Source organism: Comamonas sp. CMM02 (assembly GCF_014851485.1).
GTDB classification, from domain to species: domain Bacteria; phylum Pseudomonadota; class Gammaproteobacteria; order Burkholderiales; family Burkholderiaceae_C; genus Comamonas; species Comamonas avium.
In genome coordinates, this window is record NZ_JACUZW010000003.1 from 418,013 (window position 1) to 443,826 (window position 25,814).

The window sequence follows — 25,814 nt, forward strand, 5'->3', positions numbered from 1 at the left end:
TTTCTGTTTCCTGGTTCTGTGCCAGAAAATCTTGGGCAAAGCGCTGCAGTACGCCCCCGGCTTCGTAAATGCTGACTTCTTCTGCCGTATCCAGGCGGCACAGCACGGGCACCTGGGTGCGTGTACCGGTCGTGGCAACAATGCTCAGCAGCAGTGTGGCGCGGGGCTGGCACTCGCCCAGTACATCGTAGGTCTCGGTGCCGTCCAGCCCCAGCGTAAGGCGAGTGGTGCCCGGCAAAAACTCCAGTGGCAGCACGCCCATGCCAATCAGGTTAGTGCGGTGTATGCGCTCAAAGCCCTCTGCCACGATGGCTTCCACCCCCGCCAGACGCACGCCTTTGGCGGCCCAGTCGCGTGAGCTGCCCTGCCCGTAGTCGGCGCCCGCCACAATGATCAGTGGTTGCTTGCGGCCCATATAGGTCTCAATCGCCTCCCACATGCGCATGACTTGCCCTTCTGGCTCGACACGCGCCAGTGAACCTTGGACCACCTGGCCATTTACCACCGCCATTTCGTTGATCAGCTGCGGGTTGGCAAAGGTGGCGCGCTGGGCGGTCAGGTGGTCGCCCCGGTGGGTGGCGTAGGAGTTGAAGTCTTCCTGCGGCACACCCATGTGGGCCAGATACTCGCCCGCCGCAGAATCGGCCAGGATGGCGTTGGAAGGCGAGAGGTGATCGGTGGTGATGTTGTCTGGCAGCAGGGCCAAGGGGCGCATGCCGCGCAGGGTGCGCTCACGGGCCAGCGCGCCTTCCCAGTACGGCGGGCGGCGGATATAGGTGGACGTGGCGCGCCAGTCATACAGCGGGCTGGCCGCTTGCTGTACCTCCTGGTGCGCAAACATGGGGATATAGACCTTGCGAAACTGCTCAGGCTTGACGCTGGCGGCCACGATGGCGTCGATCTGGGCATCGCTGGGCCACAGGTCTTTGAGGGTAATGGGCTGGCCAGCCGCGTCGTGTCCCAGCGTGTCGTTCTCAATATCAAAACGCACCGTGCCAGCAATGGCGTAGGCCACCACCAAGGGCGGTGATGCCAGAAATGCTTGTTTGGCATACGGGTGAATGCGCCCGTCAAAGTTGCGGTTGCCTGAGAGCACGGCGGTGGTGTACAGGTCACGCTCAATAATTTCCTGCTCAATTTGCGGCTCCAGCGCGCCGCTCATGCCGTTGCAGGTGGTACAGGCATACGCCACGATGCCAAAGCCCAGTTGCTCCAGCTCGCTCAGCAGACCCGCTTCTTCCAGATACAGCTTGGCCACCTTGGAGCCGGGAGCGAACGAGGTTTTGACCCAGGGCTTGCGCACCAAGCCCAGTGCATTGGCTTTTTTGGCCAGCAGGGCAGCGGCCACTACGTTGCGGGGGTTGCTGGTGTTGGTGCAACTGGTGATGGCGGCAATGATGACGGCGCCATCGGGCATCTGGCCGCTGGCCTCTTGTTGCATTGCTGAGTGCAGCTTGGCCGCGTCAGCAATGCCGCGCTCTGCCAGTGCCTGCGTGGGCAAGCGGCGGTGCGGGTTGCTGGGGCCAGCCATGTTGCGCACTACGCTGCCCAAGTCAAAGCGCAGCACCCGCTCGTACTGCGCGGTTTGCAGGGCGTCGGCCCACAGCCCTGTGGTTTTAGCGTAGTGCTCTACCAGCTTGACCTGTTGTGGCTCCCGGCCTGTCAGCGTCAGGTAGTCAATGGTTTGCTGATCGATATAGAACATGGCTGCAGTGGCACCATATTCCGGGCACATGTTGGAGATGGTGGCGCGGTCACCAATCGTCAGGCTGTCGGCCCCTTCACCAAAAAACTCCACATACGCACCCACGACCCGTTCATTGCGCAGGAACTCGGTAATGGCCAGCACCAGGTCGGTGGCGGTAATGCCAGCTCGTCGCTGCCCGGTCAATTGCACGCCCACAATGTCTGGCAGGCGCATCATGCTGGCGCGCCCAAGCATCACGGTTTCAGCCTCCAGTCCACCCACGCCAATGGCAATCACCCCCAGGGCATCAACGTGCGGGGTGTGGCTGTCGGTGCCCACGCAGGTGTCGGGAAAGGCAATGCCATCTTGCACCTGCACCACGGGGCTCATCTTCTCCAGATTGATCTGGTGCATGATGCCGTTGCCAGCGGGAATTACGTCCACATTGCGAAACGCCGACTTGCACCAGTCGATGAAGTCAAAGCGATCGGCGTTGCGACGGTCTTCTACGGCACGGTTCTTGTCAAAAGCCTCAGGGTCAAAACCTGCGTATTCCACGGCCAGCGAATGGTCCACGATCAACTGTGTGGGCACCACCGGATTGACCTGCGATGGGTCGCCGCCTTGCTCGGCAATTGCATCACGCAAACCTGCCAGATCGACCAGAGCGGTCTGTCCCAGGATGTCATGGCACACCACCCGTGCGGGGTACCAGGGAAAGTCCAGATCACGCTTGCGTTCAATGAGTTGCTTCAAGGCATCGGTCAGCAGCTCAGGCGCGCAGCGGCGCACCAGATTTTCAGCCAGCACCCGGCTGGTGTAAGGCAAACCGTCATAGGCGTTCGCCTGTAACGCATTCACGGCAGAGCGTGCGTCGTAGTAACGCAAGGTGGTGCCTGGCAGGTTTTTGCAAAAAACGGTCATGGGGTGCTTGTCTCTCATCGGTGCTCTTGATAGATTCGCAATTTACGCAAATGTGCAGGCTGACAGAAGTACTGAATTTGCGAAACATAGCGAATGACAAAGTGTGAGTTTGCAAATTTTGCAAATTTCACAGAGCTGGAGATGTGCGGCATGGCAAAAATTTTTATGGGCGTACGCCTGCGTTCCCTGCGGCAAGAGCGCGGCATGACGCAGGTGGCTCTGGCGCAGGCTCTGGGCCTGTCGCCCAGTTATCTCAATCAGCTGGAGCAAGACCAGCGGCCCTTCACCGTTCCTGTGCTGCTCAAGGTGCACAAGGCGCTGGGGGTAGACATTCAGCAGTTTTCCGAGGATGAAGAGGCCCGGCGTGTGGCGCAGTTGCGCGATGCGGTAGCGGCGTTGCCAGAGCTGCCGTCCGTGCCCGATGCCGAGTTGCGCGAGATGGCGCACAAGCTGCCACAGTTGTCAGAAGTTGTGCTGGCACTGCACCGCCGGCACCACGAAGACCAGCAAAGGCTGGAAGCCTTGGTGGATAGGTTGAGTGACCGCAACGATCTGTCGGAGCGCAACTGGCACACCGCGCCATTGCGGCAAATGCCGTTTGAAGCCGTGCGCGACTTCTTTTTTGCGCACCGCAACTATTTTGATGCACTGGACCGCGCTGCCGAGGCCCAGGCGCAGCAAGCCAGCCAAAGTGGCAGGCCGTTGAAAGACTGGCTGGTGGAGCATTTGCGCCAGCAGCATGGCGTAGAGGTCGTGGTGGATACCACCCGCGCTCCCCATGACCCGGGTGCCCACCGTCAATTCGATCCGGCCAGCCGGCGTTTGCGCTTGCTGGGCAGCTTGAACACTGGGCAGCAGGCGTTTGAGCTGGCCACGCAGCTGGCATTGCTGGAGCTGGCGCCGCTAATGCAACAGGCACTTGCCAGCCATGCCTGGCAAGATGGAGCTACAGAGCAACTGGCGCGCATAGGTCTGGCCAACTATGTGGCTGGGGCCACGGTGCTGCCTTACGGCGTTTTTTTGCAGGCGGCCGAGCGCTTGCACTACGACATTGGTGTGCTGGCCACCCAGTTTGGCGTGGGGTTTGAAACGGTCTGCCACAGACTGTCAACACTGCAGCGCGAGGATGCCCCTGGCATTCCTTTTTTCTTTATCCGCGTGGACCGCGCAGGCAACATCAGCAAGCGCCAGTCGGCCACCCATTTTCACTTTTCCAAAACGGGGGGCACTTGTCCGCTGTGGAATATTTATGAGGCGTTTGCACAGCCGGGGCGCATCTTGCCGCAGCTGGCCAGCATGCCTGATGGCCGTGTGTACCTGTGGGTGGCAAGGTGCATCACCCACGAAGGGCGGGGCTGGGGTGAGCCAGGTAAAACGTTCTCGATTGGCCTGGGCTGTGACGTGCAGCATGCGCACAGGCTGGTGTATTCCAAAGGCCTGGATTTGCGCGGTCTGGCGGCTGCCACACCAATTGGCATGGGCTGCAAAGTGTGTGAGCGCAGCGCTTGTCCGCAGCGCGCATTTCCGTTTGTGGGCAAACCATTGCAGGTCAATGAGAACCTCAGTGGCTTTGTGCCCTACGCATGACAACTGGGGGTCGGTTGGCAGGGCGGTTGGTTGACACCCCCGGGCCAATCGGCGCGGGAAGAAAATTTGCAAATACTTGCTGTGTGGGCTGGCGCACGTGCTGCCCGCAGCGATGGGGGCATATAAAAACAATTTAGGATGGCAGCCATGCTTTCTCCGCATTTTTCTTGAAATGTGTCTGAGGGGGCGAAAAATCAAAACAGGGAGATGACAAGCATGGTGGACAAGGTCGATAGCATCGTCATTGGTGCGGGGGTTGTGGGGCTGGCGGTAGGGCGCGCACTGGCCATGTCGGGCCGCGAGGTGATTGTTCTGGAGGCTGCGGATGCGATTGGCACCGGCACCAGTTCACGCAACAGTGAAGTCATTCACGCAGGCATTTATTACCCCGCAGGCTCTTTGAAAGCGCAGTTGTGTGTCAAAGGCAAAGAGCTGCTTTATGACTATTGTGCGCAAAAGGGTCTGGAGTTTCGCCGCTGTGGCAAGTTGATTGTGGCCACCAGCCCAGCACAGGTGGCGCAGCTCGAGCAGATCAAGAAGAAAGCAGAAATCAACGGTGTGCACGACATGCAAATGCTCAGCCGCGAGCAGGCCAAAGCGCTGGAGCCTGCACTGGAGTGCCATGCTGCATTGCTGTCGCCCAGCACGGGCATTGTGGATAGCCATGGCTTGATGCTGGCCCTGCAAGGCGACATGGAAAACGCAGGTGGTGCGCTGGCCTTGATGTCGCCGGTGGATTCTGCGCAGGTGCAGGCAGACGGTATTTTGATCTGCACCCCTGATGGCACCGAACTGCTGGCCAGCGAGGTTGTCAATGCCGCAGGCTTGTACGCCCCCAGCGTGGCCTCGCGCATGCAGGGGCTGGATGCGCAGTACGTTCCGCAGGCTTACTTTGCCAAAGGCAACTATTTCACTTTGACAGGGCGCGCACCGTTTTCGCACCTGATCTATCCCGTACCCGAGGCAGCGGGTCTGGGTGTGCACCTGACGCTGGACATGGGCGGTCAAGCCAAGTTTGGCCCTGATGTGCAGTGGGTGGATGACCCTGAGCAACTTGCCGTGGACCCCCAGCGCGGCCAGGGCTTTTACGCGGAGGTGCACAAATACTGGCCCGGGCTTCAACCCGGCACTCTGGCACCAGGGTATGCGGGCATTCGCCCCAAAATTTCTGGCCCCAAAGACGAGGCTGCTGACTTTTGCATTCAGGGGCCTGAAGTCCATGGCATTGCAGGGCTGGTCAACTTATTTGGGATTGAGTCGCCCGGTCTGACCAGTTGCCTGGCCATTGCGCAGGAAGTTTTGCAAAAATTGCAGCCAAAGACTTGATCTTGCGCGGCATCGACTTACTTGGTAAGCCATGCTGCATTGGCTAAGATGACAACCAGCATCGCGAGTTCGGCAGTTTTTCTGCCGCAAACTATTTCTTCATCGACATAAGAAAGGCTTTCATCATGGCATTTTCTGTTTCTGACACCGTTTCTTCTGCGCAAGCCGATCTGGAAAAGCTGGTCACCGACGTGCGCGGTTTGCTGGCCAACAAGGATCTGGACGCGATTCCCCAAATCAATGTGCTGCGCCAAAAGCTCGATGACGGTGTGTATCAGGCCCGTGAATCTGCGCTGAACGCGGCGCACGAGGCAGCTCGTCAGGCCAAGGAAGCTGCCTACGTGGCAGACCGTTATGCACACGATGAGCCATGGCGCGTTGCTGGCGCTGCGTTGGCCGTAGGTGCTTTAGTCGGCTTCTTGCTGGCTCGTCGCTAAACGACGATTTACCTTCCCCCCCTTCAGCAACGTGCCCAGCAAAGGAAATCTGCCGTGAATTGGATGTCAGCCCTTGGGTTGGAAAACGTGTCTGCTCGCATGCGGGCCAATCTCAATGAAGGCGCCATGGCGGCAGAGGACCGCATGGAGCTCGCCCGTCTGGAATGGAGCGCGCAGAAAAAACGCCTGCAAACCATTTTGGTACTGGGCATTGTGATGGGTGGACTGACGATTGTTGCCCTGGTGCTGCTGTCGCTGGCCATCTTGATCCACTTCTGGGATTCTCCCGAACGCTCGGTGGTGGCCTGGGTAATTGCTGGCGTGTGGGTGGTGGCCTGGGCGAGTGCGCTGGTGGTCTTGCTGGCAGCGCTGCGCAAGTCCAGCCATCCATTTGCATTGACACGTGCTGAACTGGCCCGCGACTGGGCTTTCATCAAGGAGAAGCTGTGAACACTTCTGCAGCACCTCAATCTGTGCGCAGCTCAGAGACGCCGTTGCCAGTGACTGCACTGGCTGCACTGGAGCAAGATGGGCGCTGGCTCACGGCCGGTGATGCCGAGCGTGCGGTGATGAAGCGCATTGCCATGCAGCGTGACCGCTTGGCTGCTGCCAAACTGGCCAGACACCAGTCGCAGGCCTTGCATGCCGCGCCCCAGGCGGTGCCCGCTGACGCGCCACTGCTCGAGCGTCTGGCCGTGTTTGCCAGATTGCACCCTGTGGCCACAGCGGCAGTGGCAGGCTTGGCGCTGATGATAGGGCCGCGCAAACTGCTGCGTTATGGCGGCATGGCGCTGCCGTTGATTGCCAAGTTCAAGCGCTAGCGCGGTAAACACGTGCAACACAAAAAAGCCCGGCATGCCGGGCTTTTTTTATAGCTGTTAACGCAAGCTGGGTAACGATTTCAAAGTGAAAACATGCTGAAAGTGAGCTGTGGTAAGCGCTGATAGCTCATTTTATTGAATATGCTGCAGCTTTGAAGCCGTTAGCAGCCTGCCGTGCAGCCCATCGAGGATGCGCGATATTGATACTGGGCGCGCACCAGCCAAGCCGCTGCCATTGCAGCGCGTGCAACCAGCAAGGCCAGGCTTGTCGCGTATCAAAGGTGATGCTTGCCGATGGTTAGCGCAGGGCCTTGATGGCCTTGGCTGCAGCACTGACCAGGCCGGGGCCTTCATAGATCAAGCCACTGTAAATCTGCACCACATCAGCGCCAGCGCGAATTTTGGCCGCTGCGTCTGCACCGCTCATGATGCCGCCTACGCCAATGATGGGGTAGCCTGCGCCCAGCGCTGCACGCAGTTGTGTGATGACGCGGTTGCTGGCTGCAAAGGCGGGGGCGCCACTGAGGCCGCCGGCCTCTTCGGCGTGGGGCATGCCCTGAACGGCATCGCGGTTGAGCGTGGTGTTGGTGGCGATTACGCCGTCCATGCCGTGGCGCTGCAAGGTGGCGGCAATGACGTTGACCTGTGCTTCATCCAGATCTGGGGCAATCTTGACAAAGATGGGCACGCGGCGGCCTTGCTGCGTGGCCAGTTGTTCACGGCGCTGTGCAATGGCACCGAGCAGGCTGTCCAGCGCCTCGTCGCTTTGCAGGGCGCGCAGGTTTTTGGTGTTGGGCGAGCTGATGTTCACCGTCACGTAGTCAGCGTGCGGGTACACACCTTCCAGACAGGTCAGGTAGTCGCTGGTGGCGTCTTCAATGGGGGTGGCTGCGTTCTTGCCAATGTTCAAGCCCAGCAGCATGGGCTTGCCCTGCGCCCGCACGGTCGATTGCCTGACGTTGGCGATGAAGGCATCGAGCCCGTCGTTGTTAAAGCCCAGCCGGTTGATCAGGCCCTTGGCAGCTGGGATGCGGAACATGCGGGGCTTGGGGTTGCCCGGCTGGCCCTTGGGGGTGACGGTGCCCACTTCAACAAAACCAAAGCCCATGGCGGCCAGCGCATCAATGCAGCGGGCGTTCTTGTCCAGCCCCGCGGCCATGCCCACACGGTTGGGGAACTTCAGGCCCGCCAATGTGATGGGGTCGTCCACCAGCGGTGCAGACCAGGCCAGCTGCAGCGGTGTGCCCTGGCCTTTGGCAAGGGTGTTCATGGTGAAGTCGTGGGCCTTTTCAGGGTCCATACCAAAGAGAAAGGGGCGAACGAGGGCGTAAGGGATAAGCGACATAAGGAATAATTCGAAGGATTAACTGGATTTTCCCCCATGACGACACCTACTGCACCCCTGTCCCAAGATGAACTGAAAACTTTGGTCGGCCAAGCCGCACTGCAATACGTGGTGCCGGGCGAAATTGTGGGCGTGGGCACGGGCTCCACGGTCAACAAGTTCATTGATGCACTGGCCTCGATGAAAGACCAGATCAAGGGCGCGGTGTCCAGCTCGGTGGCAAGCACCGAGCGCTTGAAGGCGCTGGGCATTACCGTGTTTGATGCCAACGAAGTCAACGCCCTTGCTGTCTACATTGATGGTGCGGATGAAATTGATGGACAGGGCCACATGGTCAAGGGTGGTGGCGCAGCACTGACGCGCGAGAAAATTGTGGCGGCGCTGGCCAAGCAGTTTGTCTGCATTGCCGATGCGTCCAAGCTGGTCGATGCGCTGGGCCACTTTCCGCTGCCCGTGGAGGTGATTCCCATGGCCGCTGGCCAGATTGCGCGCCGCTTTGAAGCCATGGGTGCTACGGCGGCCCTGCGTTTGAAGGATGGCCAGCCTTTGGTGACAGACAATGGCCAGCACATTCTGGATGTGCGTGGTTTGACGATCAGCGCGCCCCTGGCATTTGAAAGCGAAGTGAACCAGTGGCCCGGCGTGGTCACCGTGGGTGTGTTTGCCCACCAAAAGGCCCATGTCTGCTTGCTGGGTACAGCAGCAGGCGTGAAAACCATCACCTACTAATCCTTCTTCGGGCGAACACCATGCTCAACATGCTCTGGTTGGGCTTTTTTCTGGTGGCTGCGGTGGCCGCGCTGGCCCAATGGCTGGTAGGCGGGCAGCCGCAGGTGTTTGCTGCCATGGTGCAGGCGCTGTTTGCCATGGCCAAGCTGTCGGTCGAGGTGATGGTGCTGCTGTTTGGCACCCTGACCCTGTGGCTGGGTTTTTTGCGCATTGCCGAAGAGGCGGGCGTGGTGCAGTGGCTGGCCAAAGTGCTGGGGCCGCTGTTTGGCAAGCTGATGCCCGGAGTGCCGCGTGGTCACCCCGCACTGGGTTTGATCACGCTGAACTTTGCGGCCAACGGGCTGGGGCTGGACAACGCAGCCACGCCCATGGGGCTGAAAGCCATGAAGGCGCTGCAAACCCTCAACCCCCGGCCTGATACCGCAACCAACGCACAAATTCTGTTTCTGGTGCTCAACGCGTCGTCACTGACGCTGCTGCCGGTGACGGTGTTCATGTACCGCATGCAGCAAGGCGCAGCGGACCCCACGCTGGTGTTTCTGCCCATCTTGCTGGCCACATCGGCATCCACATTGGCGGGATTGCTGGCGGTGGCCATGGTGCAGCGCCTGCCCATTTTCAGCCCTGTGGTGCTGGCGTATTTGCTGCCTGCGGCTCTGGGGTTAGGGGCCTTCATGGCATTGCTGACCACGCTGAGTGCCGCAGCGCTGGCATCACTGTCTGCGCTGCTGGGCAACTTCACCCTGTTTGCCTTGATTGTGCTGTTCGTCAGTCTGGGGGCGTATAAAAAAGTGCCGGTGTACGACAGCTTTATCAACGGTGCCAAAGAAGGCTTTGATGTCGCCAGGGGCTTGCTGCCCTATCTGGTGGCCATGCTGTGTGCAGTGGGCGTGTTTCGCGCCTCGGGCGCGCTGGATTATGTGCTGGATGGCATTCGCTGGTGCGTCAGTTTCTGGGGCATGGATGAGCGCTTTGTGGACGCTTTGCCCACGGCCTTGGTCAAACCATTTTCTGGCAGTGCAGCGCGTGCCATGCTGATTGAGACCATGCAGACGCAAGGCGTCGACAGCTTTGCTGCGCTGGCTGCGGCCACCATTCAGGGCAGTACCGAGACCACCTTTTACGTGCTGGCCGTGTACTTTGGTGCGGTGGGCATTCAACGGGCACGCCATGCTGTAGCGTGCGCCTTGGTGGCAGAGCTGGCTGGTGTGGTGGCTGCCATTGCGGTGTGTTACTGGTTCTTTGGCTGAGGCTGACTGACAACGTCACACGGCTGTCATTGGCTATTCACACAATGTTGCAGATAAGACAGGTCTGCACACATGCTTTTTCTTGCCCAGCGCTTGCGCGCACTGATCGCTACCCGGATTCTTGGCCCAGCCAGCTTCAGCTGGCGCAGTCGCCAGCAGTCATCACATGGGGTCATGCTGCTCATCGTCTTGCTGGGCCTGTGTGCGTCATGGTGGTTCACGGCCAAGCATTTGAGAGTGCAGCTGGCGCATGTGGAGCAATCGGCACGCATGCAGCAAGCGGGCTGGGCGGCGCTGGTTTCTGAAAATCTGCGTCAGGTGATCGAGAAGGCTCAGCTCATGGGCGTGGTAGCTATGCAAGGCGCGCACAGCAACAGTGCCTGGCAGCAACAGCTGACACACATGCTCGAGCGTGATCCGGTTTTTGTGCGTTTCGCCTTGTTTGACCACAACCTGCAATTGCTGGCTGGGCACGCACAGGCGCAGCAGGAGCTGCAGGAGCTGCTTGTTCACCAGCAGGGTTCCTGCGAAGAGGGCGAGGGTGCTTTGCTGCTGCACCAGCATGTGCCCGTACCCACACCAGCGAACACCGCAGCGGTGCCCTTGCTGCTTTGTGTCACCGATGGGCGGGGTGCGTCGCAAGGCTATTTGCTGCTGCACATGGATATGGGCTACTTTTTGCGTTTGCACACTGACATGGATCTGGGGCAAAGCGGCACCTTGCACCTGCTGGCTCCGGATGGCAGTCAACTAGCAGCCATGTCCGGGGGAGGCTGGCTGGCATCCAGGCCCCAATATCGGCTGGACGCTTTCAGGCAGGTCAGACAAGGGGCTGGAGCAGCCAGTTTTTTTCTGGAACCCGGCAGGGAGCGTCTGGGCAGCTACCACCGCGCAAAGTTCATGCCGCTGACGGTGGTGGTCAGCCGTGACTGGCAAGAAATCCGCCAGGCCCATGCGGAGCATGCACAGCGCCTGTGGGGGCTGGCAGTGACCGTGTCGGTGCTGATGTTGCTGGCCACATGGGCACTGTTTCGGAGCATGGTGCGCCGCCAGCACTTGCTGGAGGGGCTGACTCTGGCAGATCAAAAGCAGCAGGCGCTGATTGCACAGCTGGAAAGTGAAAAGCAGCGAGCCCTGGAACTGGCAGCCAGTGATCCGCTGACAGGGCTGCACAACCGGCGCATGTTTTACGAGCTGGTATCCAGCCATCTGGCGCTGGCCCGCCGCAGTCGCAAGCATTACGCCTTGCTGTACCTGGATCTGGACCATTTCAAGCAGATTAACGACACCTTGGGCCACCATGCGGGAGACGCCTTGCTGCAGGCTGTGGCAGATCGTCTGCGCAGCATGCTGCGGGGCTCGGACATCATTGCCCGCATGGGTGGCGATGAGTTTGCCGTGCTGGTGACCGCCATGGATGACATGCAGGACATGGATGGCCTGGCGCAAGAGCTGGTGTCAGGGCTGAGCGCCCCTTATGACGGCATTGCTGACCAGGTGGTGCATACCTCCAGCAGCATGGGCATTGCTTTTTTCCCCAGAGATGGGCATGACGTGCAGGTGCTGTGCCGCCACGCGGATACGGCCATGTATGCCTCCAAGAAGTCGGGGCGCAACCGCTTTACCTACTATGACCGCGTGAACAACGCCGACAACGAACGTCGCTACCGCTTGCTGCGGCAATTGCCACAGGCGATTGCTGATGAGCAGCTGGTGCTGCATTTTCAGCCCAAGGTGCGGCTGGAAGACTGCGCCATTGTGGGGATGGAGGCGCTGGTGCGCTGGCAGCACCCGGAGTATGGATTGATCTATCCCGGCGATTTCATTGCCATGGCTGAAGAGCATGGCCATATTCAGGCGCTGGGCGACTGGGTCATGCAAGCTTGCTGCCGGCAGATCGCGGCGTGGCGCATGCAGGGCATGGATGTGGTGCCGCTGGCATTCAATGTGTCACCCTTGCAGCTCAAGGACTGTGCTTTCCCAACGCGCATCGCCACCTGTCTGCAGCACTATGGGGTGCGAGCGTCTGACATTGAGGTGGAAGTCACTGAAAGCTGTCTGGTAGAGCCCGATGGCCTGTCCGCGCGCGTGCTCTATCAGTTGCAGAACATGGGGGTGCATATTGCGCTGGACGACTTTGGCACGGGCTTTTCCAGCCTGAGCCAAATTCGTGCGCTGCCAATTGGCACCATCAAGCTGGACAAGTCCTTTGTCAATGCACTGCGCAGCAGCCATGAAGCGGGTGTGCTGGTAACTTCCATCATCACCTTGGCGCACAACCTGAAGATGCAGGTGGTGGCCGAAGGGGTGGAGTTGATGGACCAGCTGGTGTACCTGAAAACGGCAGGCTGTGATGTGGTGCAGGGCTACTTTCTCAGCCGCCCGGTGCCCGCGCAGCAGGCAGAGGTTTTGCTCAGGCAAGGCGTGCTGGAGCCTGCTTGATATGCACAAGGCTTTGCGATGGCTCAGGGCGTAGCCCCGTGATGCAGCCAGTAAGCTGCGTCGCTCCATCGCCGGCCTGCAGTTTATGGCTGCGTCTTCAGGCGCAGCAGCTGGCCGTTGCTGCGATCGGTCAGCACGTACAGCCAGCCATCCGGGCCTTGCCGTACATCGCGTACACGCTGGCCTAACTGGGGCAGCAAGGGTTCAACCCCTGTGACCTTGCCTGCCGCAAGCGTAATGCGCTCCAGCCTTTGTGGCTTGAGTGCGCCCACCACCATGTTCCCTTTCCAGCCAGGGTAGCGGTCTGAGGTGATGAAGGCCATGCCAGACACGGCAATAGAAGGCGTCCACTGGTGCACCGGCTGCTCCATGCCTTTTTGGTGAGTGATGCCAGCGCCAATGCGGCCGCCGCCATAGTTTTCACCGTAGGTGATGACCGGCCAGCCATAGTTTTTACCGGGCTCGGGGCGATTGATTTCATCGCCGCCTTGCGGGCCGTGCTCGTTCATCCAGAAAGTGCCGTCAGGTGCCAGTGCAGCGCCCTGGGGGCTGCGGTGGCCATAGCTCCAGATCTCGGGCAGTGCATCGCGGCGGCCGACAAAGGGGTTGTCCTTGGGAACGCTGCCGTCTTTGCCAATGCGCACTATCTTGCCCAGATGGCTTTGCAGGTTCTGCGCTTCTTCCTTGAAGTGAGAGCGCTCGCCCAGCGTCAAAAGCAGGCTGCCATCAGGCCGCTCCACAATGCGGCAGCCAAAATGCAGCTGGCTGGCTTTCTTGGGCTTTTGGCTGAAGAGCACTTGCAGATCTTCAAGCTGGCGTTGATCGCTGGAGAGCCGGGCTTTGGCCAGTGCCGTGCTGTTGCTGGCGTTGTTGCCGGGTTCTGAATAGCAAAAGTACAGCGTGCGGTTTTGTGCAAAATCGCTGTCCAGCACCACATCCAGCAGGCCGCCTTGGCCACCCGCGGCAATCGCAGGCAGACCGGACAAGGGCTGCCCCAGTGCACCCTTGCTGTCAATCACGCGCATGCGGCCGGGGCGCTCGGTCACCAAAAAGGAGCCGTCTGGCAGGAAAGCGACTGCCCAGGGGTTTTGCAGACCCTGGGCAACCACTTCGGGCTCAATCTCCAGCGCCGGCGCCGCTGTGGCAAGCAAACTCAGCGCCAGTGCAGGGTAGGCAATAGGGTTCAAGCGCATGGTGGTGGCTCCTTGTAAGGGTGTTGCATCAACGCCAGCGCAAATCGATGGCAGAAAAAGTTGGCATTGAAGGCGCCGTGGCCTATGCCACAGGTGTATAAAACGCCTTGATTTATTCTATGCCGGCCTTGTGCGCGGCATTTTTTGTTCTTTTTCGAAGAAAGGCCCCCCATGGGAGCGCAATGGAAAGCCAAGGGCAAGGCCCTGGCAGCGGACGCCAAAGGCAAGCTGTTCGGCAAGCTGGTCAAGGAAATTACAGTTGCTGCCCGTCTGGGTGGTGGCGATCCGTCGAGCAATGCGCGCCTGCGCATGGCGGTTGAAGCTGCCCGCAAGGCTTCCATGTCCAAAGAAACATTGGACCGTGCAGTCAAAAAAGGTTCGGGCGTGGGTGCTGATGCCGTCAACTACACCAGCGTGATCTATGAAGGCTACGCACCCCACCGCGTGCCAGTGATGGTGGAATGCCTGACCGACAACCCCAACCGCACTGCACCCAATATGCGTGTGTGCTTTCGCAAGGGCCAGATGAGCGCTGTGGCGTGGGACTTTGACCACGTGGGCATGATCGAAGGCGAAGCCGAAAATGGCGCAGACGTTGAGCTGGCCGCCATTGAAGCGGGCGCACAAGACTTTGAAGCCGGCGACGAAGAAGGCGTGACCTTGTTCATTACCGACCCTTCTGACCTGGATACCGTGAGCAAGGCGCTGCCTGCACAAGGCATCAAGGTGCTGTCGGTCAAGCTGGGCTACAAGGCCAAGAACCCGGTGAGCATGTCCAGTCTGACGGCAGAGCAGCAAGAAGAAGTGCAGGACTTTCTGGCGGGCCTGGACAACGACGACGATGTGCAGCACGTGTTTGCCGGTCTGGTCGATTGATTGCCGCCTCTGCGGTTTTCGCCAAAAAAAGGACTGCGCCAGGCAGTCCTTTTTTTATGCGTGCCTTAAACGCATGGCGTTTGGCGTTGTTCAAGCATGGCTTTGGCTTTGGATATTTCTTAACATGACCAGGCACATGCTTCAGAGCAAGGCGCAGCGCTGCACCTGCACAGACCTGTCGCAGCAAAGCTGGCGGACAGGGCTGCCTGGTTTTTCTAATCGATCAGGCCATGCTGGCGCGCCATGTGGATGGCGCGGGTGCGTGAGGAGACTGCCATTTTTTGGTAAATCTTCTTGACGTGGCATTCCACCGTGTATTTGGACAGATTTAAGTGCTCAGCAATTTCCCGGTTGGTCATGCCCTGGGCGACCAGCTGCAAAATTTCTAGCTCACGCCCGCTCAAGGGCTGCGCAGGGGCATCGGTAGCTCCTGTTGTGGCTGCAGCTCTGGGGGCTGCCGCAAACTCTTGCATGATGCGCTTGGCAATGAACGGATCAATCGGTGCGCCACCACGCAAGGTGCTGGCAATGCCCAGCCGCAGCTCCAGATCATCACGCTCCTTGAGCAGATAACCCGTCGCACCGGCGCGCAGCGCACCCAAGATCGCGTCTTCCGTGCTCCAGGCAGAGATGACCAAAATCATCATCGCCGGATCGCGTGCGCGCAGCTCTTCAATCACCGTGTGGCCGGATCCATCTGGCAAGCCCAGATCAACCAGAGCCAGCGCAATCGGCTCATGCGCATAGATTTCGCGCGCCTGGGCCACGCTTTCTGCCCAAAACAAGGCGGTCGTGTCATAACCCATGTCCAGCAAAAGTGCGCGAATGCGCTGGGTCACACTGGGTTCGTCTTCCACCACCAGTACGGGGGCAGCCAGCAAAAGTGAAGCAGGGGGCGGGGGGGGCAGAGTGTCCATAAAGCGGTATGCAGCTCCAATAGCATAGGTATGCCGTGTATTGCACCGCATAGTTAGCGGTTTGCACATCACTGAAACTAGTGGTTTTGCATGCGCAGTCAAAAAAACTGGTGGTGTATGGGCCCAGTCTAGGTGTTTTGCGGGGTGCCAACGGGCACAAGCGGCATCTATTGACGCAATCCACAATATCCTCAGTGCAAAGGGGCTGCCCAGCGGCAACCCCTTTGTTTGGGCATGCATCTCAATATTTTGAGAGCTGCTTGCGCTTGTTGTTCAATGCTTTCATATATAAAAGTATTGAAGAACGTTGTATATCAAGCGCTAATAGCTATTAAATTTTAAAGAAGGCAGCGTGCACTTCTTTTGCCCTCGGGCCAGAGAGGGCGTGCAGGGCAGATTCAGTCGTGGTAGCGCTCTGCCAGTGCATTGGCGGCCAGCATGGCGTCGTACACCTCTTGCTCGCTGATGGGACGGCCCATATTGCCCATGGTGTCATTTTTGTCGCAGGCCACCTTGGCCACTTCGCGCCATTCGGCTTCAATCCATTCGGTCAGGCCAAAGTCGCGCAGCGCCAGCGGCAGACCCGCGGCCTTGATGATGCGAATGACTTCTTGCACCTCGGCCAGTGGGGCGTTTTCCAGCACCAGCTGGGTCAGCAGGCCAAAGGCTACCTTCTCTCCGTGCTGGGCGTTGTGCAGCGCAGGCACTACGGCCATGCCATTGTTCACTGCGTGGGCTGCGGCCACGCCGGCGGCTTCAGCGCCCACGCCGCTCAGGTAAATCGTGGCCTCAATGGTTTCTTCCAGTGCTGGGGTCACGGCCTTGTTGCGTACCGCGTCCATGGCCGCGTCAATGTTCTTGCGCAAAATTTCATAGCACATCTGTCCCAAACCCAGGCCCGTGCGCGAGGGCTTCTTCAAGATCAGGTTGGTACCGCTGCAGCGCCAGGTGGCACGTGCTTCAAAGTAGGTGGCCAGTGCATCACCCACGCCCGCTGCAAAAAAGCGCGCGGGGGCCTGGGCAATGATGGCGGTGTCGGCCAGCACGGTGTCGGGGTTGTGGGGCAGGAACAGGTAGTGGTCAAAGGTGCCATCGTCCTTGTAGACCACGGCCAAAGCGGTGCAGGGCGCATCGGTGGAGGCAATGGTGGGCACCAGCACCAGCGCTGCCTTGCAGTTGTGCGCCACGGCTTTGGCGGCATCCAGTGCCTTGCCGCCACCCACCCCGATCACCACATTCGCGCCGCTGGCTTTGAAGGCCGCACTCAGGTGTGCAATTTCAGTGGTGGTGCATTCCCCCGAGAACTTTTCCACATGGCTGCGAATGCTTTGTCCGGTCAGGCTGGGTACGGTCTGGCTGTGGATGCGGCTCAGGAAGAAAGAGTCAGCCACAAAGAACGCAAAGTCACCATGCTCGGCAACGTATTCGCCCACCTGGTCGAACAGGCCTGCGCCGATCAGAAACTTCTTGGGTGAGGAGACGGAGCGTGGAATCATGGCGTGCCTTACAGAGGTTTCTAGGGTTTACCATGATGCGCGGCTGCAGAGGCTTTGCGCCGCTGTGCACTGTCAATGCTTGATCTGCATCAAAAAGTCAGAGCAATTGCCAATTGATGACATTGCGCTGGCAAAGAGCACAAAAAAAGGCTTCCTGATGGAAGCCTTTACAACGCTGTGCGTGCTGTTTACTTGGTGCCGAAGATGCGGTCACCTGCATCACCCAGACCGGGCAGGATGTAGCCGTGGCTGTCCAGCTCGCGGTCAATCGCGGCGGTGTAGATGTCTACATCGGGGTGTGCTGCTTGCAGGGTCTTGATGCCTTCGGGCGCGGCCAGCAGGCACATGAATTTGATGGACTTGGGGTTGCTCTTGGTCTTGAGCTGCTGCACCGCTGCTGCGGCTGAATTGCCGGTGGCCAGCATGGGGTCGACAACGATCACGTCGCGCTCGCACATGTTTTCAGGCATCTTGTAGTAGTACTCGACGGGCTGCAGTGTTTCGGGGTCGCGGAACAGGCCAATGTGACCAATGCGGGCACCCGGTACTACGTTGAGCATGCCGTCCAGAAAGCCATTGCCTGCGCGCAGGATGGAGACCAGAGCGAGCTTTTTGCCGTCAATCACCTTGCCGACCATTTTTTCCATGGGCGTTTCGATTTCCAGATCTTGCAGCGGGAAATCACGGGTAATTTCGTAGGCCATCAGGGTAGACAGCTCGCCGAGCATGCGGCGAAAGCTGTTGGTGCTGGCTTCCTTGCGGCGCATCAGTGTCAGTTTGTGCTGGATCAGGGGGTGGTCGATGAGATGAACAGTGCTCATGGTCGGGGTCTAGGTTGTGAGTGAAAGTGCAGCCAGCACCCAACGCGTGAAGGTTGTTGCTGTTGTTGCTGTTCCAGGCATTGGAGGTACTGCTGCACATTGCGATGCCCCGCATTTTCCTTTTTTCTGAATGAATTTGTGGAAAGTCTTTCGCTAGTCTGCATGCGCGAGGGTGTTTTTTGACCCTGCGCACATGCACGCTGGCTTGGCGCAAGCCAAAGAACTCAATCCAGACCCATTTGCGCGAACGTGCGCTGTGGCGTCAGGCCAGGAAAGTCTCCCGCGCGTTTTTGCTGCGTGGCTTGCACCGATTCCATGACGTGGCGGTTGCTCCAGATGCCCGCTTGCAGCCAGCCCATTTGGCGCAGGCTGTCCTGCACACTGTGGTCACGCGCAAAATCGAGCGCCTGTTTGCTGCCCCATATGGCAATTGGTGGCTTGGCTGCAATGTCTTGGGCGCACTGCATGGCGGCTGCCAGCATGGCCTCCTGGGTGTCAAACACGCCGTTGACAAAACCGTATGCCAGTGCCGCCTGGGCGGGCCAGCGACGGCCTGTGTAGGCCAGCTCTTTGACCAGCCCCATGGGCAGCAGCTTGGGCAAGCGCTGCAGGCTGCCCAGATCGGCCACCATGCCAATATTGATTTCCTGTACGCAGAAAAACGCATCTTGCGTGGCGTAGCGAATGCAGGCGCAGCACACCATGTCCAGAGCGCCGCCAATGCAGCCGCCCTGTATGGCGGTGATGACGGGAATGCGCAATTGTTCGATGCGCGTAAAGACTTGCTGCATGTCCCACAAAAACTCAGACAGCGCAGCGCGGCCTTCCGGGGTTTTGTCTTGCGGTGCCAGGTTGGGGTTGGCAAATGTGTCCAGAGCCATGCCAGCGCTGAAATGCCTGCCACTGCTGCTGATGACCAGTGCCCGTACATCGCCCTGGGTGGTGATGTGCGTGAGGGCCGTATCCAGATCACGCCAGAAGGTGGGGTGCATGGTGTTCAGGCTCTCGGGCTGGGACAGTTGCAAATGCGCAATGTGGTCATGCACCTGAAGCTGCATGACCGACAAGATAGGGAGGTGTGTGCTGGTAGACATATGGCACGGCACTCTAGAGAGTGGCCGTGCCTTGGGAAAGCCGCACATTCCCTGATGTGGCAGCTTTGTTTGCTATTTCTTGCTGCCAGTCAAGCTGCCCAGCACGCCGCGCAGCAACTGGCGGCCCAGCTGGTTGCTCATGTTGCGGGCGGTGGACTTGACCAGGCTTTGCACCAGCCCATCTTTCTTGCCACCACGCGGGCCGGTAGAGCCAAACAGAAAGTCGTTCAATCCTCCCATCAAACCGCTGTCGCCCTGCTGCGCTGTGGCTGAGTTGCCGCTCACGCCGCCTGTGGCTGTGGGCGCCTCTGCTGCACGCGCTTGCAATACTTCATAGGCGGATTCGCGGTCCACGGTTTTGTCATAAACGCCAGCCACGATCGAGTTGGCAAGCAAGCTGCGGCGCTGAGCGTCTTCAATGGGGCCGATCTGGCTGCCCGGTGGTATCACATACACACGCTGCGTAATGCCGGGGCGGCCTTTTTCATCCAGAAAACTAATCAAAGCCTCGCCGACTGCCAGCTCTGTGATGGCGGCCTCAATGTTGACTTCAGGGTTGGGTCGCATGGTCTGGGCCGTGGCTTTGACGGCCTTTTGGTCCTTGGGCGTGAAGGCGCGTAGCGCGTGCTGCACCCGGTTGCCCAGCTGCGCCAGCACGCTGTCAGGAATGTCCATGGGGTTTTGCGTCACGAAATACACGCCCACGCCTTTGGAGCGCACCAGGCGCACGACCAGTTCAATGCGCTCGATCAGCACTTTGGGAGCATCGTTGAACAGCAAATGCGCTTCATCAAAGAAAAAGGCCAGTTTGGGCTTTTCAGGGTCACCAATTTCAGGCAGCTGCTCAAACAGCTCGGACAGCATCCACAGTAAAAAGGTGGAATACAGGCGCGGTGACTGCATGAGCTTGTCAGCCGCCAGGATGTTCATCACGCCACGGCCCTGGGCGTCGGTTTGCATCAAATCTTCAATATTGAGCATGGGCTCGCCAAAAAACTGCTCACCCCCTTCTGACTCGATTTGCAGCAAGCCCCGCTGGATAGCCCCCACGCTGGCGGCAGAAATGTTGCCGTATTCCGTAGTGAACTGTTTGGCGTTCTCGCCCACGTTTTGCAGCATGGAGCGCAGGTCCTTGAGATCCAGCAGCAGCATGCCGTTGTCGTCGGCAATCTTGAAGATGATGTTGAGCACACCCATCTGTGTGTCATTCAAGTTCAGCATGCGGCCAATCAGCAAAGGCCCCATGTCTGAAATCGTTGCGCGCACGGGGTGACCCTGCTGGCCAAACACATCCCACAGCGTACTTGGGCAGGCAACAGGCTCGGGAATCGCAATCCCGCGCTCTTGCAAAGAGGCCGCCAGCTTTCCTCCCACACTGCCCGCTTGACTGATGCCCGTTAAATCGCCCTTGATGTCGGCTAAAAATACAGGAATTCCCGCTAAAGAGAAGCTTTCTGCAATCTTTTGCAACGTGACTGTTTTGCCGGTGCCGGTGGCCCCGGTGATCAAACCATGTCGATTTGCCATGTTGGGCAAGATGGAGCAAACGATCTCACCGCGCTGTGCAATAGGTAATGCTGGGGCCATGTTCGGGTTTCCTCTGTCAAGTTACGCTGTCAAAAGTAGAATCCGTGCCCAGTAGATTAAATCAAGACCAAAGGATTTCCTGTGGCAGGACATAGCAAATGGGCCAACATCCAGCACCGCAAAGGTCGCCAGGATGAAAAGCGTGGCCGTATCTGGACTCGAATCATTCGTGAAATCATGGTGGCAGCCCGCCAAGGCGGCGCTGACCTGAGTGCCAATCCACGTCTGCGCCTGGCTGTCGACAAGGCCAAGGCTGCCAATATGCCTGCCGACAACATCAAACGCAATATCGACAAGGCAACAGGCAATCTCGAGGGTGTCACCTACGAAGAAATTCGCTATGAAGGCTATGGCATTGGTGGTGCAGCCATCATTGTCGATACCATGACGGACAACCGGGTGCGTACCGTGGCGGATGTTCGCCACGCTTTTAACAAGTACGGTGGCAACATGGGCACGGAAGGCTCGGTGGCCTTTCAGTTCAAGCACTGCGGCCAGATCATTTTTGCCCCGGGTACTTCGGAAGACCTGGTCATGGAAGTTGCGTTGGATGCGGGAGCTGACGACGTGGTGACCGATGATGACGGCGCCATTGAGGTGCTGACCGCACCTGGGGCTTTTGAAGCCGTAAAGAACGCGTTGGAAGCCGCAGGTCTGAAGCCCGAAGTGGCCGAAGTGACCATGCGTGCTGAAAACACCATTGAGCTGCAAGGCGACGACGCTGAGCGCATGCAGAAACTGCTGGACGTACTGGAAGATCTGGACGACGTACAAGACGTCTACCACAACGCTGAAATATGAAAATTCTTGTGATTGGCGGCGGTGGCCGTGAACACGCTCTGGCGTGGAAATTGGCCCAGTCGCCCAAGGCGACTAAAGTGTTCGTGGCTCCTGGCAATGGGGGCACTGCGTTGGCAGGGGGTAAGTTGCAGAACTTACCTATCACGGATGTTGTAAAACTGCGTGAATGGGCGCAGGCGGAAGGCGTTGCGCTGGCTGTAGTCGGGCCTGAGGCTCCTTTGGCGGCAGGTGTAGTGGATGAATTTCGCGCACATGGCCTGAAGGTGTTTGGTCCCACCAAGGCTGCAGCGCAGCTGGAGTCTTCCAAAGCCTTTTCAAAGGCGTTTATGCGCCGCCATGGCATTCCTACGGCTGACTACGACACGTTTACGGATCCTGCGGCTGCGCATGATTTTGTGGAGCGCTTGGGCGCGCCCATCGTGATCAAGGCCGACGGCCTGGCCGCAGGCAAGGGTGTGGTTGTCGCAATGACGCTGCAAGAAGCCCACGACGCGGTGGACTTCATGCTGGTGGACAACAAATACGGCGTGCAGCACAACGAAGGTGGTGCGCGCGTGGTGATTGAAGAGTTCCTCTCGGGTGAAGAAGCTTCTTTTATTGTGCTGTGCGATGGCAAGAACGTGGTGGCCATGGCTACCAGCCAAGATCACAAGCGCCTGAAAGACAATGACGAAGGCCCTAACACGGGTGGCATGGGCGCTTACTCGCCCGCGCCAGTGGTGACTGCTGACGTGCACGCCCGTGCCATGCGCGAAATCATCTTGCCCACCATCCGTGGCATGGAAAAAGATGGCGTGCCGTTTACAGGCTTCCTGTACGCAGGGCTGATGATTGATGGCAATGGTCACCCCAAGACGCTGGAGTTCAACACCCGCATGGGAGACCCTGAAACCCAGCCCATCATGATGCGCTTGAAGAGTGATCTGGTGGACGTCATGCTGGCAGCCGTAGACGGCAAGCTGGAGCATGTAGAGCTGGAGTGGGACCGCCGCACCGCGCTGGGCGTCGTCATGGCTGCTGCCGGCTATCCAGAAGACCCGCGCAAGGGCGATGCCATTACCGGGCTGCCTGCTGAAGAAGACGATGCCGTGGTGTTCCATGCTGGCACTCAGCTCAACGATGCGGGTGTGCCTGTGACTACGGGCGGCCGTGTGCTGTGTGTCACGGTGCTGGCAGACAGCGTGCGCCAAGCCCAGCAGCGTGTGTATGACGTCACGCGTGGCATTCACTTTGACGGCATGCAATACCGCCGCGACATTGGTTTTCGCGCCATCAAAAGCTAAGGAATTTGCACGTGCAAGAGCAAATAACCACAGCCGAAAGCGTGCGAGCCTATTTACTGGGCTTGCAGGCGAGCATTACCCAGTCGCTGGAGGCTGTGGAAGCAGCTGCCGGTGCGGGTGCTGCCAAGTTCTTGGCAGACCCCTGGAAAAAAGGTGCTGATGAGCGCCTGCAGGGCGATGGCATCACCAAGATTTTGGAAAACGGCGTGGTGTTTGAGCGTGCGGGCTGTGGTTTTTCGCATGTGAAGGGCTCGCAGCTGCCTCCTTCGGCAACGCAGCACCGGCCTGAGCTGGCGGGTGCTCCGTTTGAAGCCATGGGTGTGTCACTGGTGTTTCATCCGCGTAACCCCTATGTACCAACAGTGCACATGAACGTGCGCATGATTGCTGCAGGCCACGAGGGTCAACCCAAGACTTGCTGGTTTGGTGGTGGCATGGACCTGACGCCTGTCTATGGCTTTGAAGAAGATGCTGTGCATTTCCACCGAACCTGTCGCGATGCGGTGCAGCCTTTTGGCCAAGGCTTGTACCCGCGCTTCAAGAAGTGGTGTGACGAGTATTTTTATCTCAAGCACCGTGACGAGCAGCGCGGCATTGGCGGCATCTTCTACGACGACTTCAGCGAATTGGGCCAGGATCAGGGTTTTGCCCTGATGCGTTCGGTCGGTGATGCATTTTTGACGGCTTATCTGCCTTTGGTAGAGCGCCGCAAGGACACGCATTACGGACCCGATCAAGTTGATTTCCAGCGCTACCGACGTGGCCGTTATGTGGAATTTAATCTGGTTTGGGACCGTGGTACGCACTTCGGACTGCAGTCAGGAGGGCGTACGGAGTCCATCTTGCTGTCCATGCCACTGCATGCCAGCTGGAGCTACCAGCGCCAAGATGCCGTGGACACACCTGAAGCTGAGCTCCTGAGCCAATACTTGGTGCGTCGCGACTGGCTTTGAGCCAGGCAAAACGCTATTGGCACAGGAAAACTATAATTTCAATAGCTGCCGACGACAGGGCCCCTGTGGTCGGCATTCTTTTTACAACCATAATAAAAGCCCTGTCAGCGTGGGGCAGCATATGAATGGGCCTTGAAGTCCTTCGTGCCACCGCGCTATATTGACCGGTATTTTCCAACCAGACATCGCCTGATGAGCACCTCCACACAATCGGATTCCGCAGCCAAGAAAGACGTGACCAAACTCCAGCGTGCCATCGTCGATGGCTTGGAAGACGTCAAGGCCCAAGATATTCAGGTTTTCAATACCGAGCACCTGTCACCGCTGTTTGAGCGTGTGATTATTGCTTCTGGTGCCTCCAGCCGCCAAACCAAGGCTTTGGCTTCCAGCGTGCGTGAAGCCGTCAAAAAGGCCGGTTTTGCTGTGCCTCGCCACGAAGGCGAAGAAAACGGCGAATGGATTATTGTCGATTGTGGTCAGTGTGTCGTGCACGTCATGCAGCCTACGATTCGCCAGTACTACCGCCTGGAAGAAATCTGGGGCGACAAGCCCGTGCGCTTGAAGCTGGGTGCTGCCAAGCCATCAAAGATTTTTGCCTCAGAAGACGCATCACAAGAAGCCAAGCCTGCCAAGCGCTCTGCAGCCAAGAAAACTGCAGCCGCGATTGACGGCAAGGTTGTGGTCAAGAAAGCTGCTTCCAAAAAGGCTGCTACACAGGCTGCCGCTGCAGCAGCAGACAAGCCCGTTGCTGCCAAAAAACCAGCCGCTAAAAAGCCTGCAGCCAAATTGGCTGCTACGGCCAAGCCGGCTGTGAAGAAACCAGCTGCCAAGAAGGCCGCAGCACCTGCCAAGACAGTGGTTGTCAAGCCTATGAAGGCACGTGGTGCAGCTGGCCGTACAGCGTCTGCTGACAAGGCTCCCGCCAAGCGCCCAGCGCGCACTGCCAAGTAAGCATCAGCCATGAGACTGCTGATCGTGGCCGTAGGCCAGCATGTGCCTGACTGGGCACAGACAGCCTACGACGATTACGCCAAGCGGTTCCCGCATGAATTGAAGGTGGAAATCAAAACCGTCAAAACGGAGCCTCGCGGCTCCAAGACGGTGGAGACCTTGTACGCCGCTGAGCGCAAACGCATTGAAGCGGCCATTCCACGTGGGACCCGCATTGTGGTGCTTGATGAGCGCGGCACCAACTTGACAACCAAGGCCCTTGCGCAGCGTTTGCAGCACTGGCAATTGGAAGGCGATGATGTGGCGCTGGTGATCGGCGGGCCTGATGGGTTGGACCCTGAGTTTCGTCAGGCAGCGCATGAGCGAATCCGCCTGTCTGACCTGACACTGCCCCATGCGATGGTGCGTGTGCTGCTGATTGAGCAGCTCTACCGTGCGTGGTCAGTCAACGCAGGCCACCCTTACCATCGAGAGTAAGTTGTACCCTGTTTGAGTCTTCAAAGCCCTGCCATTTTTTGCAGGGCTTTATTTTTTGATGACGCCTGTGCGAGATGTGCTGATTGCCCGCATGCATGGCTGCGTGGTACTATTTTTTTAATAGCTTCTGGCGCTTGAATTTCGGGTGCCAGCGTCCATTTTTATTTGAATCTGATGTCTGAATTTATCTATCTTGCCTCCCAAAGTCCGCGTCGCAGTCAACTGCTGCAGCAGCTGAATGTGCGCCATGAACTGCTGCTGCCCAACGCAGCGGCAGATGTGGTTGAAGATGCAGAGGCCATCGAGGCGGTGCTGCCCCATGAAGCACCGCACAGCTATGTGCAGCGTGTCACAGGACTCAAACTGGATGCGGCGGCTGCCCGTCTGGCGCGCCGGGGTTTACCGCTTGCACCGGTGCTCACATCTGACACGACCGTCGCTTTGGGGCAAGAAATTTTGGGCAAGCCCGCTGATGCGGCCCAGGCGCAAGCCATGCTGCGCAAGCTGTCTGGTCAAACCCATGAAGTGCTGACCGCTGTCGCTTTGCAAAGCGGCGGGCAGCGTTTGCAGGCGCTGTCGATCTCCAAGGTGCGCTTTATGGCCATGAGCGATGCGCAGATCGACGCCTATGTGGCCTCGGGCGAGCCTTTTGGCAAAGCTGGCGCTTATGGCATCCAAGGCTTGGCTGCAGCCATGATTGAGCACATCGAAGGCAGCTATTCGGGCATCATGGGTTTGCCCGTATTTGAAACTGCGCAATTGCTGCGTCAACTCGGCTGGAAGATATAAGCGCGGCATGCGCTTTGCATGCTTGCCT

The 25,814-nt window shown here is 58.7% G+C and carries 22 protein-coding genes and 1 pseudogene; 15 read left to right on the forward strand and 8 right to left on the reverse strand.

The window, feature by feature from the left end; translation table 11 throughout:
• Positions 1-10: 10 nt before the first annotated feature.
• Positions 11-2,611 (reverse strand): annotated as a pseudogene (gene acnD, locus IB213_RS11450) (Fe/S-dependent 2-methylisocitrate dehydratase AcnD); the annotation flags it as partial.
• Between the two features lie 150 nt (positions 2,612-2,761).
• On the opposite strand from acnD, the gene IB213_RS11455 reads away from it, so the two are divergent.
• From IB213_RS11455 to IB213_RS11475, 5 genes are all read left to right on the forward strand, one after another.
• Entirely contained in the window at positions 2,762-4,198 is a 1,437-nt protein-coding gene (locus IB213_RS11455; protein ID WP_192406589.1) for a short-chain fatty acyl-CoA regulator family protein, read from the forward strand.
• Positions 4,199-4,414: 216 nt separating this feature from the next.
• Positions 4,415-5,524, forward strand: coding sequence for an NAD(P)/FAD-dependent oxidoreductase (locus IB213_RS11460; RefSeq protein WP_192407150.1), 1,110 nt, complete (start codon positions 4,415-4,417; stop codon positions 5,522-5,524).
• Between the two features lie 125 nt (positions 5,525-5,649).
• Positions 5,650-5,961: a DUF883 family protein gene (locus tag IB213_RS11465; RefSeq protein ID WP_191724298.1), complete on the forward strand. Its 312-nt coding sequence runs from the start codon at positions 5,650-5,652 to the stop codon at positions 5,959-5,961.
• A gap of 54 nt (positions 5,962-6,015) precedes the next feature.
• Positions 6,016-6,411 (forward strand): phage holin family protein, encoded by a 396-nt coding sequence (locus tag IB213_RS11470; protein WP_191724299.1) that lies wholly within the window; start codon positions 6,016-6,018, stop codon positions 6,409-6,411.
• Entirely contained in the window at positions 6,408-6,782 is a 375-nt protein-coding gene (locus IB213_RS11475) for a hypothetical protein (protein WP_191724300.1), read from the forward strand. The genes IB213_RS11470 and IB213_RS11475 overlap by 4 nt, the downstream gene beginning before the upstream one ends.
• 298 nt (positions 6,783-7,080) lie before the next feature.
• Here the strand turns inward: IB213_RS11475 and IB213_RS11480 are convergent, their stop codons facing one another.
• Positions 7,081-8,127 (reverse strand): quinone-dependent dihydroorotate dehydrogenase, encoded by a 1,047-nt coding sequence (locus IB213_RS11480; protein ID WP_192406591.1) that lies wholly within the window; start codon positions 8,125-8,127, stop codon positions 7,081-7,083.
• Positions 8,128-8,163: 36 nt separating this feature from the next.
• Here IB213_RS11480 and rpiA point away from each other — a divergent pair, with 36 nt between their 5' ends.
• The 3 genes from rpiA to IB213_RS11495 all read left to right on the forward strand — a co-directional run bounded on the left by rpiA (position 8,164) and on the right by IB213_RS11495 (position 12,548).
• Complete coding sequence (gene rpiA / locus IB213_RS11485) at positions 8,164-8,856, forward strand: ribose-5-phosphate isomerase RpiA (RefSeq protein ID WP_192406593.1); 693 nt, start codon at positions 8,164-8,166, stop codon at positions 8,854-8,856.
• Positions 8,857-8,876: 20 nt separating this feature from the next.
• Positions 8,877-10,106, forward strand: coding sequence for a nucleoside recognition domain-containing protein (locus IB213_RS11490; RefSeq protein ID WP_192406595.1), 1,230 nt, complete (start codon positions 8,877-8,879; stop codon positions 10,104-10,106).
• Positions 10,107-10,178: 72 nt separating this feature from the next.
• Positions 10,179-12,548, forward strand: coding sequence for a bifunctional diguanylate cyclase/phosphodiesterase (locus tag IB213_RS11495; RefSeq protein ID WP_225561080.1), 2,370 nt, complete (start codon positions 10,179-10,181; stop codon positions 12,546-12,548).
• An 83-nt stretch (positions 12,549-12,631) separates the two neighbouring features.
• On the opposite strand, the gene IB213_RS11500 is transcribed toward IB213_RS11495, so the two are convergent.
• Positions 12,632-13,741 (reverse strand): PQQ-dependent sugar dehydrogenase, encoded by a 1,110-nt coding sequence (locus IB213_RS11500; protein WP_192406597.1) that lies wholly within the window; start codon positions 13,739-13,741, stop codon positions 12,632-12,634.
• A 171-nt stretch (positions 13,742-13,912) separates the two neighbouring features.
• Here IB213_RS11500 and IB213_RS11505 point away from each other — a divergent pair, with 171 nt between their 5' ends.
• Complete coding sequence (locus IB213_RS11505; RefSeq protein ID WP_191724305.1) at positions 13,913-14,617, forward strand: YebC/PmpR family DNA-binding transcriptional regulator; 705 nt, start codon at positions 13,913-13,915, stop codon at positions 14,615-14,617.
• Between the two features lie 215 nt (positions 14,618-14,832).
• Here IB213_RS11505 and IB213_RS11510 read toward each other — a convergent pair whose 3' ends face one another.
• From IB213_RS11510 to IB213_RS11530, 5 genes are all read right to left on the reverse strand, one after another.
• Complete coding sequence (locus tag IB213_RS11510) at positions 14,833-15,534, reverse strand: response regulator transcription factor (RefSeq protein ID WP_192406598.1); 702 nt, start codon at positions 15,532-15,534, stop codon at positions 14,833-14,835.
• Positions 15,535-15,932: 398 nt separating this feature from the next.
• The gene (locus tag IB213_RS11515) at positions 15,933-17,030 is read right to left on the reverse strand and encodes a glycerol dehydrogenase (RefSeq protein ID WP_192406600.1); all 1,098 of its coding nucleotides are present in this window, start codon (positions 17,028-17,030) and stop codon (positions 15,933-15,935) included.
• 188 nt (positions 17,031-17,218) lie between these two features.
• Complete coding sequence (gene upp, locus IB213_RS11520) at positions 17,219-17,851, reverse strand: uracil phosphoribosyltransferase (RefSeq protein ID WP_191724308.1); 633 nt, start codon at positions 17,849-17,851, stop codon at positions 17,219-17,221.
• Positions 17,852-18,075: 224 nt separating this feature from the next.
• Positions 18,076-18,945, reverse strand: coding sequence for an enoyl-CoA hydratase-related protein (locus IB213_RS11525; RefSeq protein WP_192406602.1), 870 nt, complete (start codon positions 18,943-18,945; stop codon positions 18,076-18,078).
• A gap of 72 nt (positions 18,946-19,017) precedes the next feature.
• Positions 19,018-20,532 (reverse strand): helicase HerA-like C-terminal domain-containing protein, encoded by a 1,515-nt coding sequence (locus tag IB213_RS11530; protein ID WP_192406604.1) that lies wholly within the window; start codon positions 20,530-20,532, stop codon positions 19,018-19,020.
• 81 nt (positions 20,533-20,613) lie between these two features.
• On the opposite strand from IB213_RS11530, the gene IB213_RS11535 reads away from it, so the two are divergent.
• The 6 genes from IB213_RS11535 (at position 20,614) to IB213_RS11560 (ending at position 25,786) form a co-directional block, all read left to right on the forward strand.
• Positions 20,614-21,333, forward strand: coding sequence for a YebC/PmpR family DNA-binding transcriptional regulator (locus tag IB213_RS11535; protein ID WP_191724311.1), 720 nt, complete (start codon positions 20,614-20,616; stop codon positions 21,331-21,333).
• Positions 21,330-22,616, forward strand: a complete 1,287-nt coding sequence (gene purD / locus IB213_RS11540) for a phosphoribosylamine--glycine ligase (RefSeq protein ID WP_191724312.1) — start codon at positions 21,330-21,332, stop codon at positions 22,614-22,616. Before IB213_RS11535 ends, purD begins: the two co-directional genes overlap by 4 nt.
• Positions 22,617-22,627: 11 nt before the next feature.
• Positions 22,628-23,569: an oxygen-dependent coproporphyrinogen oxidase gene (gene hemF / locus IB213_RS11545; RefSeq protein WP_287918235.1), complete on the forward strand. Its 942-nt coding sequence runs from the start codon at positions 22,628-22,630 to the stop codon at positions 23,567-23,569.
• A 192-nt stretch (positions 23,570-23,761) separates the two neighbouring features.
• Positions 23,762-24,520, forward strand: a complete 759-nt coding sequence (rsfS, locus tag IB213_RS11550) for a ribosome silencing factor (RefSeq protein ID WP_192406606.1) — start codon at positions 23,762-23,764, stop codon at positions 24,518-24,520.
• A gap of 9 nt (positions 24,521-24,529) precedes the next feature.
• A complete protein-coding gene (gene rlmH / locus IB213_RS11555) occupies positions 24,530-24,997 on the forward strand; it encodes a 23S rRNA (pseudouridine(1915)-N(3))-methyltransferase RlmH (RefSeq protein WP_192406608.1) in 468 nt (155 codons plus the stop codon).
• A 174-nt stretch (positions 24,998-25,171) separates the two neighbouring features.
• Positions 25,172-25,786, forward strand: coding sequence for a nucleoside triphosphate pyrophosphatase (locus tag IB213_RS11560; RefSeq protein WP_191724315.1), 615 nt, complete (start codon positions 25,172-25,174; stop codon positions 25,784-25,786).
• Positions 25,787-25,814 lie beyond the last annotated feature (28 nt).

Excerpts from the sequence above, each read along its gene's own strand:
- IB213_RS11455 (WP_192406589.1), top strand. The coding sequence starts at position 2,762 with ATGGCAAAAATTTTTATGGGCGTACGCCTGCGTTCCCTGCGGCAAGAG.
- IB213_RS11460 (WP_192407150.1), top strand. The coding sequence starts at position 4,415 with ATGGTGGACAAGGTCGATAGCATCGTCATTGGTGCGGGGGTTGTGGGG.
- IB213_RS11465 (WP_191724298.1), top strand. The coding sequence starts at position 5,650 with ATGGCATTTTCTGTTTCTGACACCGTTTCTTCTGCGCAAGCCGATCTG.
- IB213_RS11480 (WP_192406591.1), bottom strand. The coding sequence starts at position 8,127 with ATGTCGCTTATCCCTTACGCCCTCGTTCGCCCCTTTCTCTTTGGTATG.
- rpiA (WP_192406593.1), top strand. The coding sequence starts at position 8,164 with ATGACGACACCTACTGCACCCCTGTCCCAAGATGAACTGAAAACTTTG.
- IB213_RS11490 (WP_192406595.1), top strand. The coding sequence starts at position 8,877 with ATGCTCAACATGCTCTGGTTGGGCTTTTTTCTGGTGGCTGCGGTGGCC.
- IB213_RS11495 (WP_225561080.1), top strand. The coding sequence starts at position 10,179 with ATGCTTTTTCTTGCCCAGCGCTTGCGCGCACTGATCGCTACCCGGATT.
- IB213_RS11500 (WP_192406597.1), bottom strand. The coding sequence starts at position 13,741 with ATGCGCTTGAACCCTATTGCCTACCCTGCACTGGCGCTGAGTTTGCTT.
- IB213_RS11505 (WP_191724305.1), top strand. The coding sequence starts at position 13,913 with ATGGGAGCGCAATGGAAAGCCAAGGGCAAGGCCCTGGCAGCGGACGCC.
- IB213_RS11510 (WP_192406598.1), bottom strand. The coding sequence starts at position 15,534 with ATGGACACTCTGCCCCCCCCGCCCCCTGCTTCACTTTTGCTGGCTGCC.
- IB213_RS11515 (WP_192406600.1), bottom strand. The coding sequence starts at position 17,030 with ATGATTCCACGCTCCGTCTCCTCACCCAAGAAGTTTCTGATCGGCGCA.
- upp (WP_191724308.1), bottom strand. The coding sequence starts at position 17,851 with ATGAGCACTGTTCATCTCATCGACCACCCCCTGATCCAGCACAAACTG.
- IB213_RS11525 (WP_192406602.1), bottom strand. The coding sequence starts at position 18,945 with ATGTCTACCAGCACACACCTCCCTATCTTGTCGGTCATGCAGCTTCAG.
- IB213_RS11530 (WP_192406604.1), bottom strand. The coding sequence starts at position 20,532 with ATGGCCCCAGCATTACCTATTGCACAGCGCGGTGAGATCGTTTGCTCC.
- purD (WP_191724312.1), top strand. The coding sequence starts at position 21,330 with ATGAAAATTCTTGTGATTGGCGGCGGTGGCCGTGAACACGCTCTGGCG.
- rsfS (WP_192406606.1), top strand. The coding sequence starts at position 23,762 with ATGAGCACCTCCACACAATCGGATTCCGCAGCCAAGAAAGACGTGACC.
- rlmH (WP_192406608.1), top strand. The coding sequence starts at position 24,530 with ATGAGACTGCTGATCGTGGCCGTAGGCCAGCATGTGCCTGACTGGGCA.
- IB213_RS11560 (WP_191724315.1), top strand. The coding sequence starts at position 25,172 with ATGTCTGAATTTATCTATCTTGCCTCCCAAAGTCCGCGTCGCAGTCAA.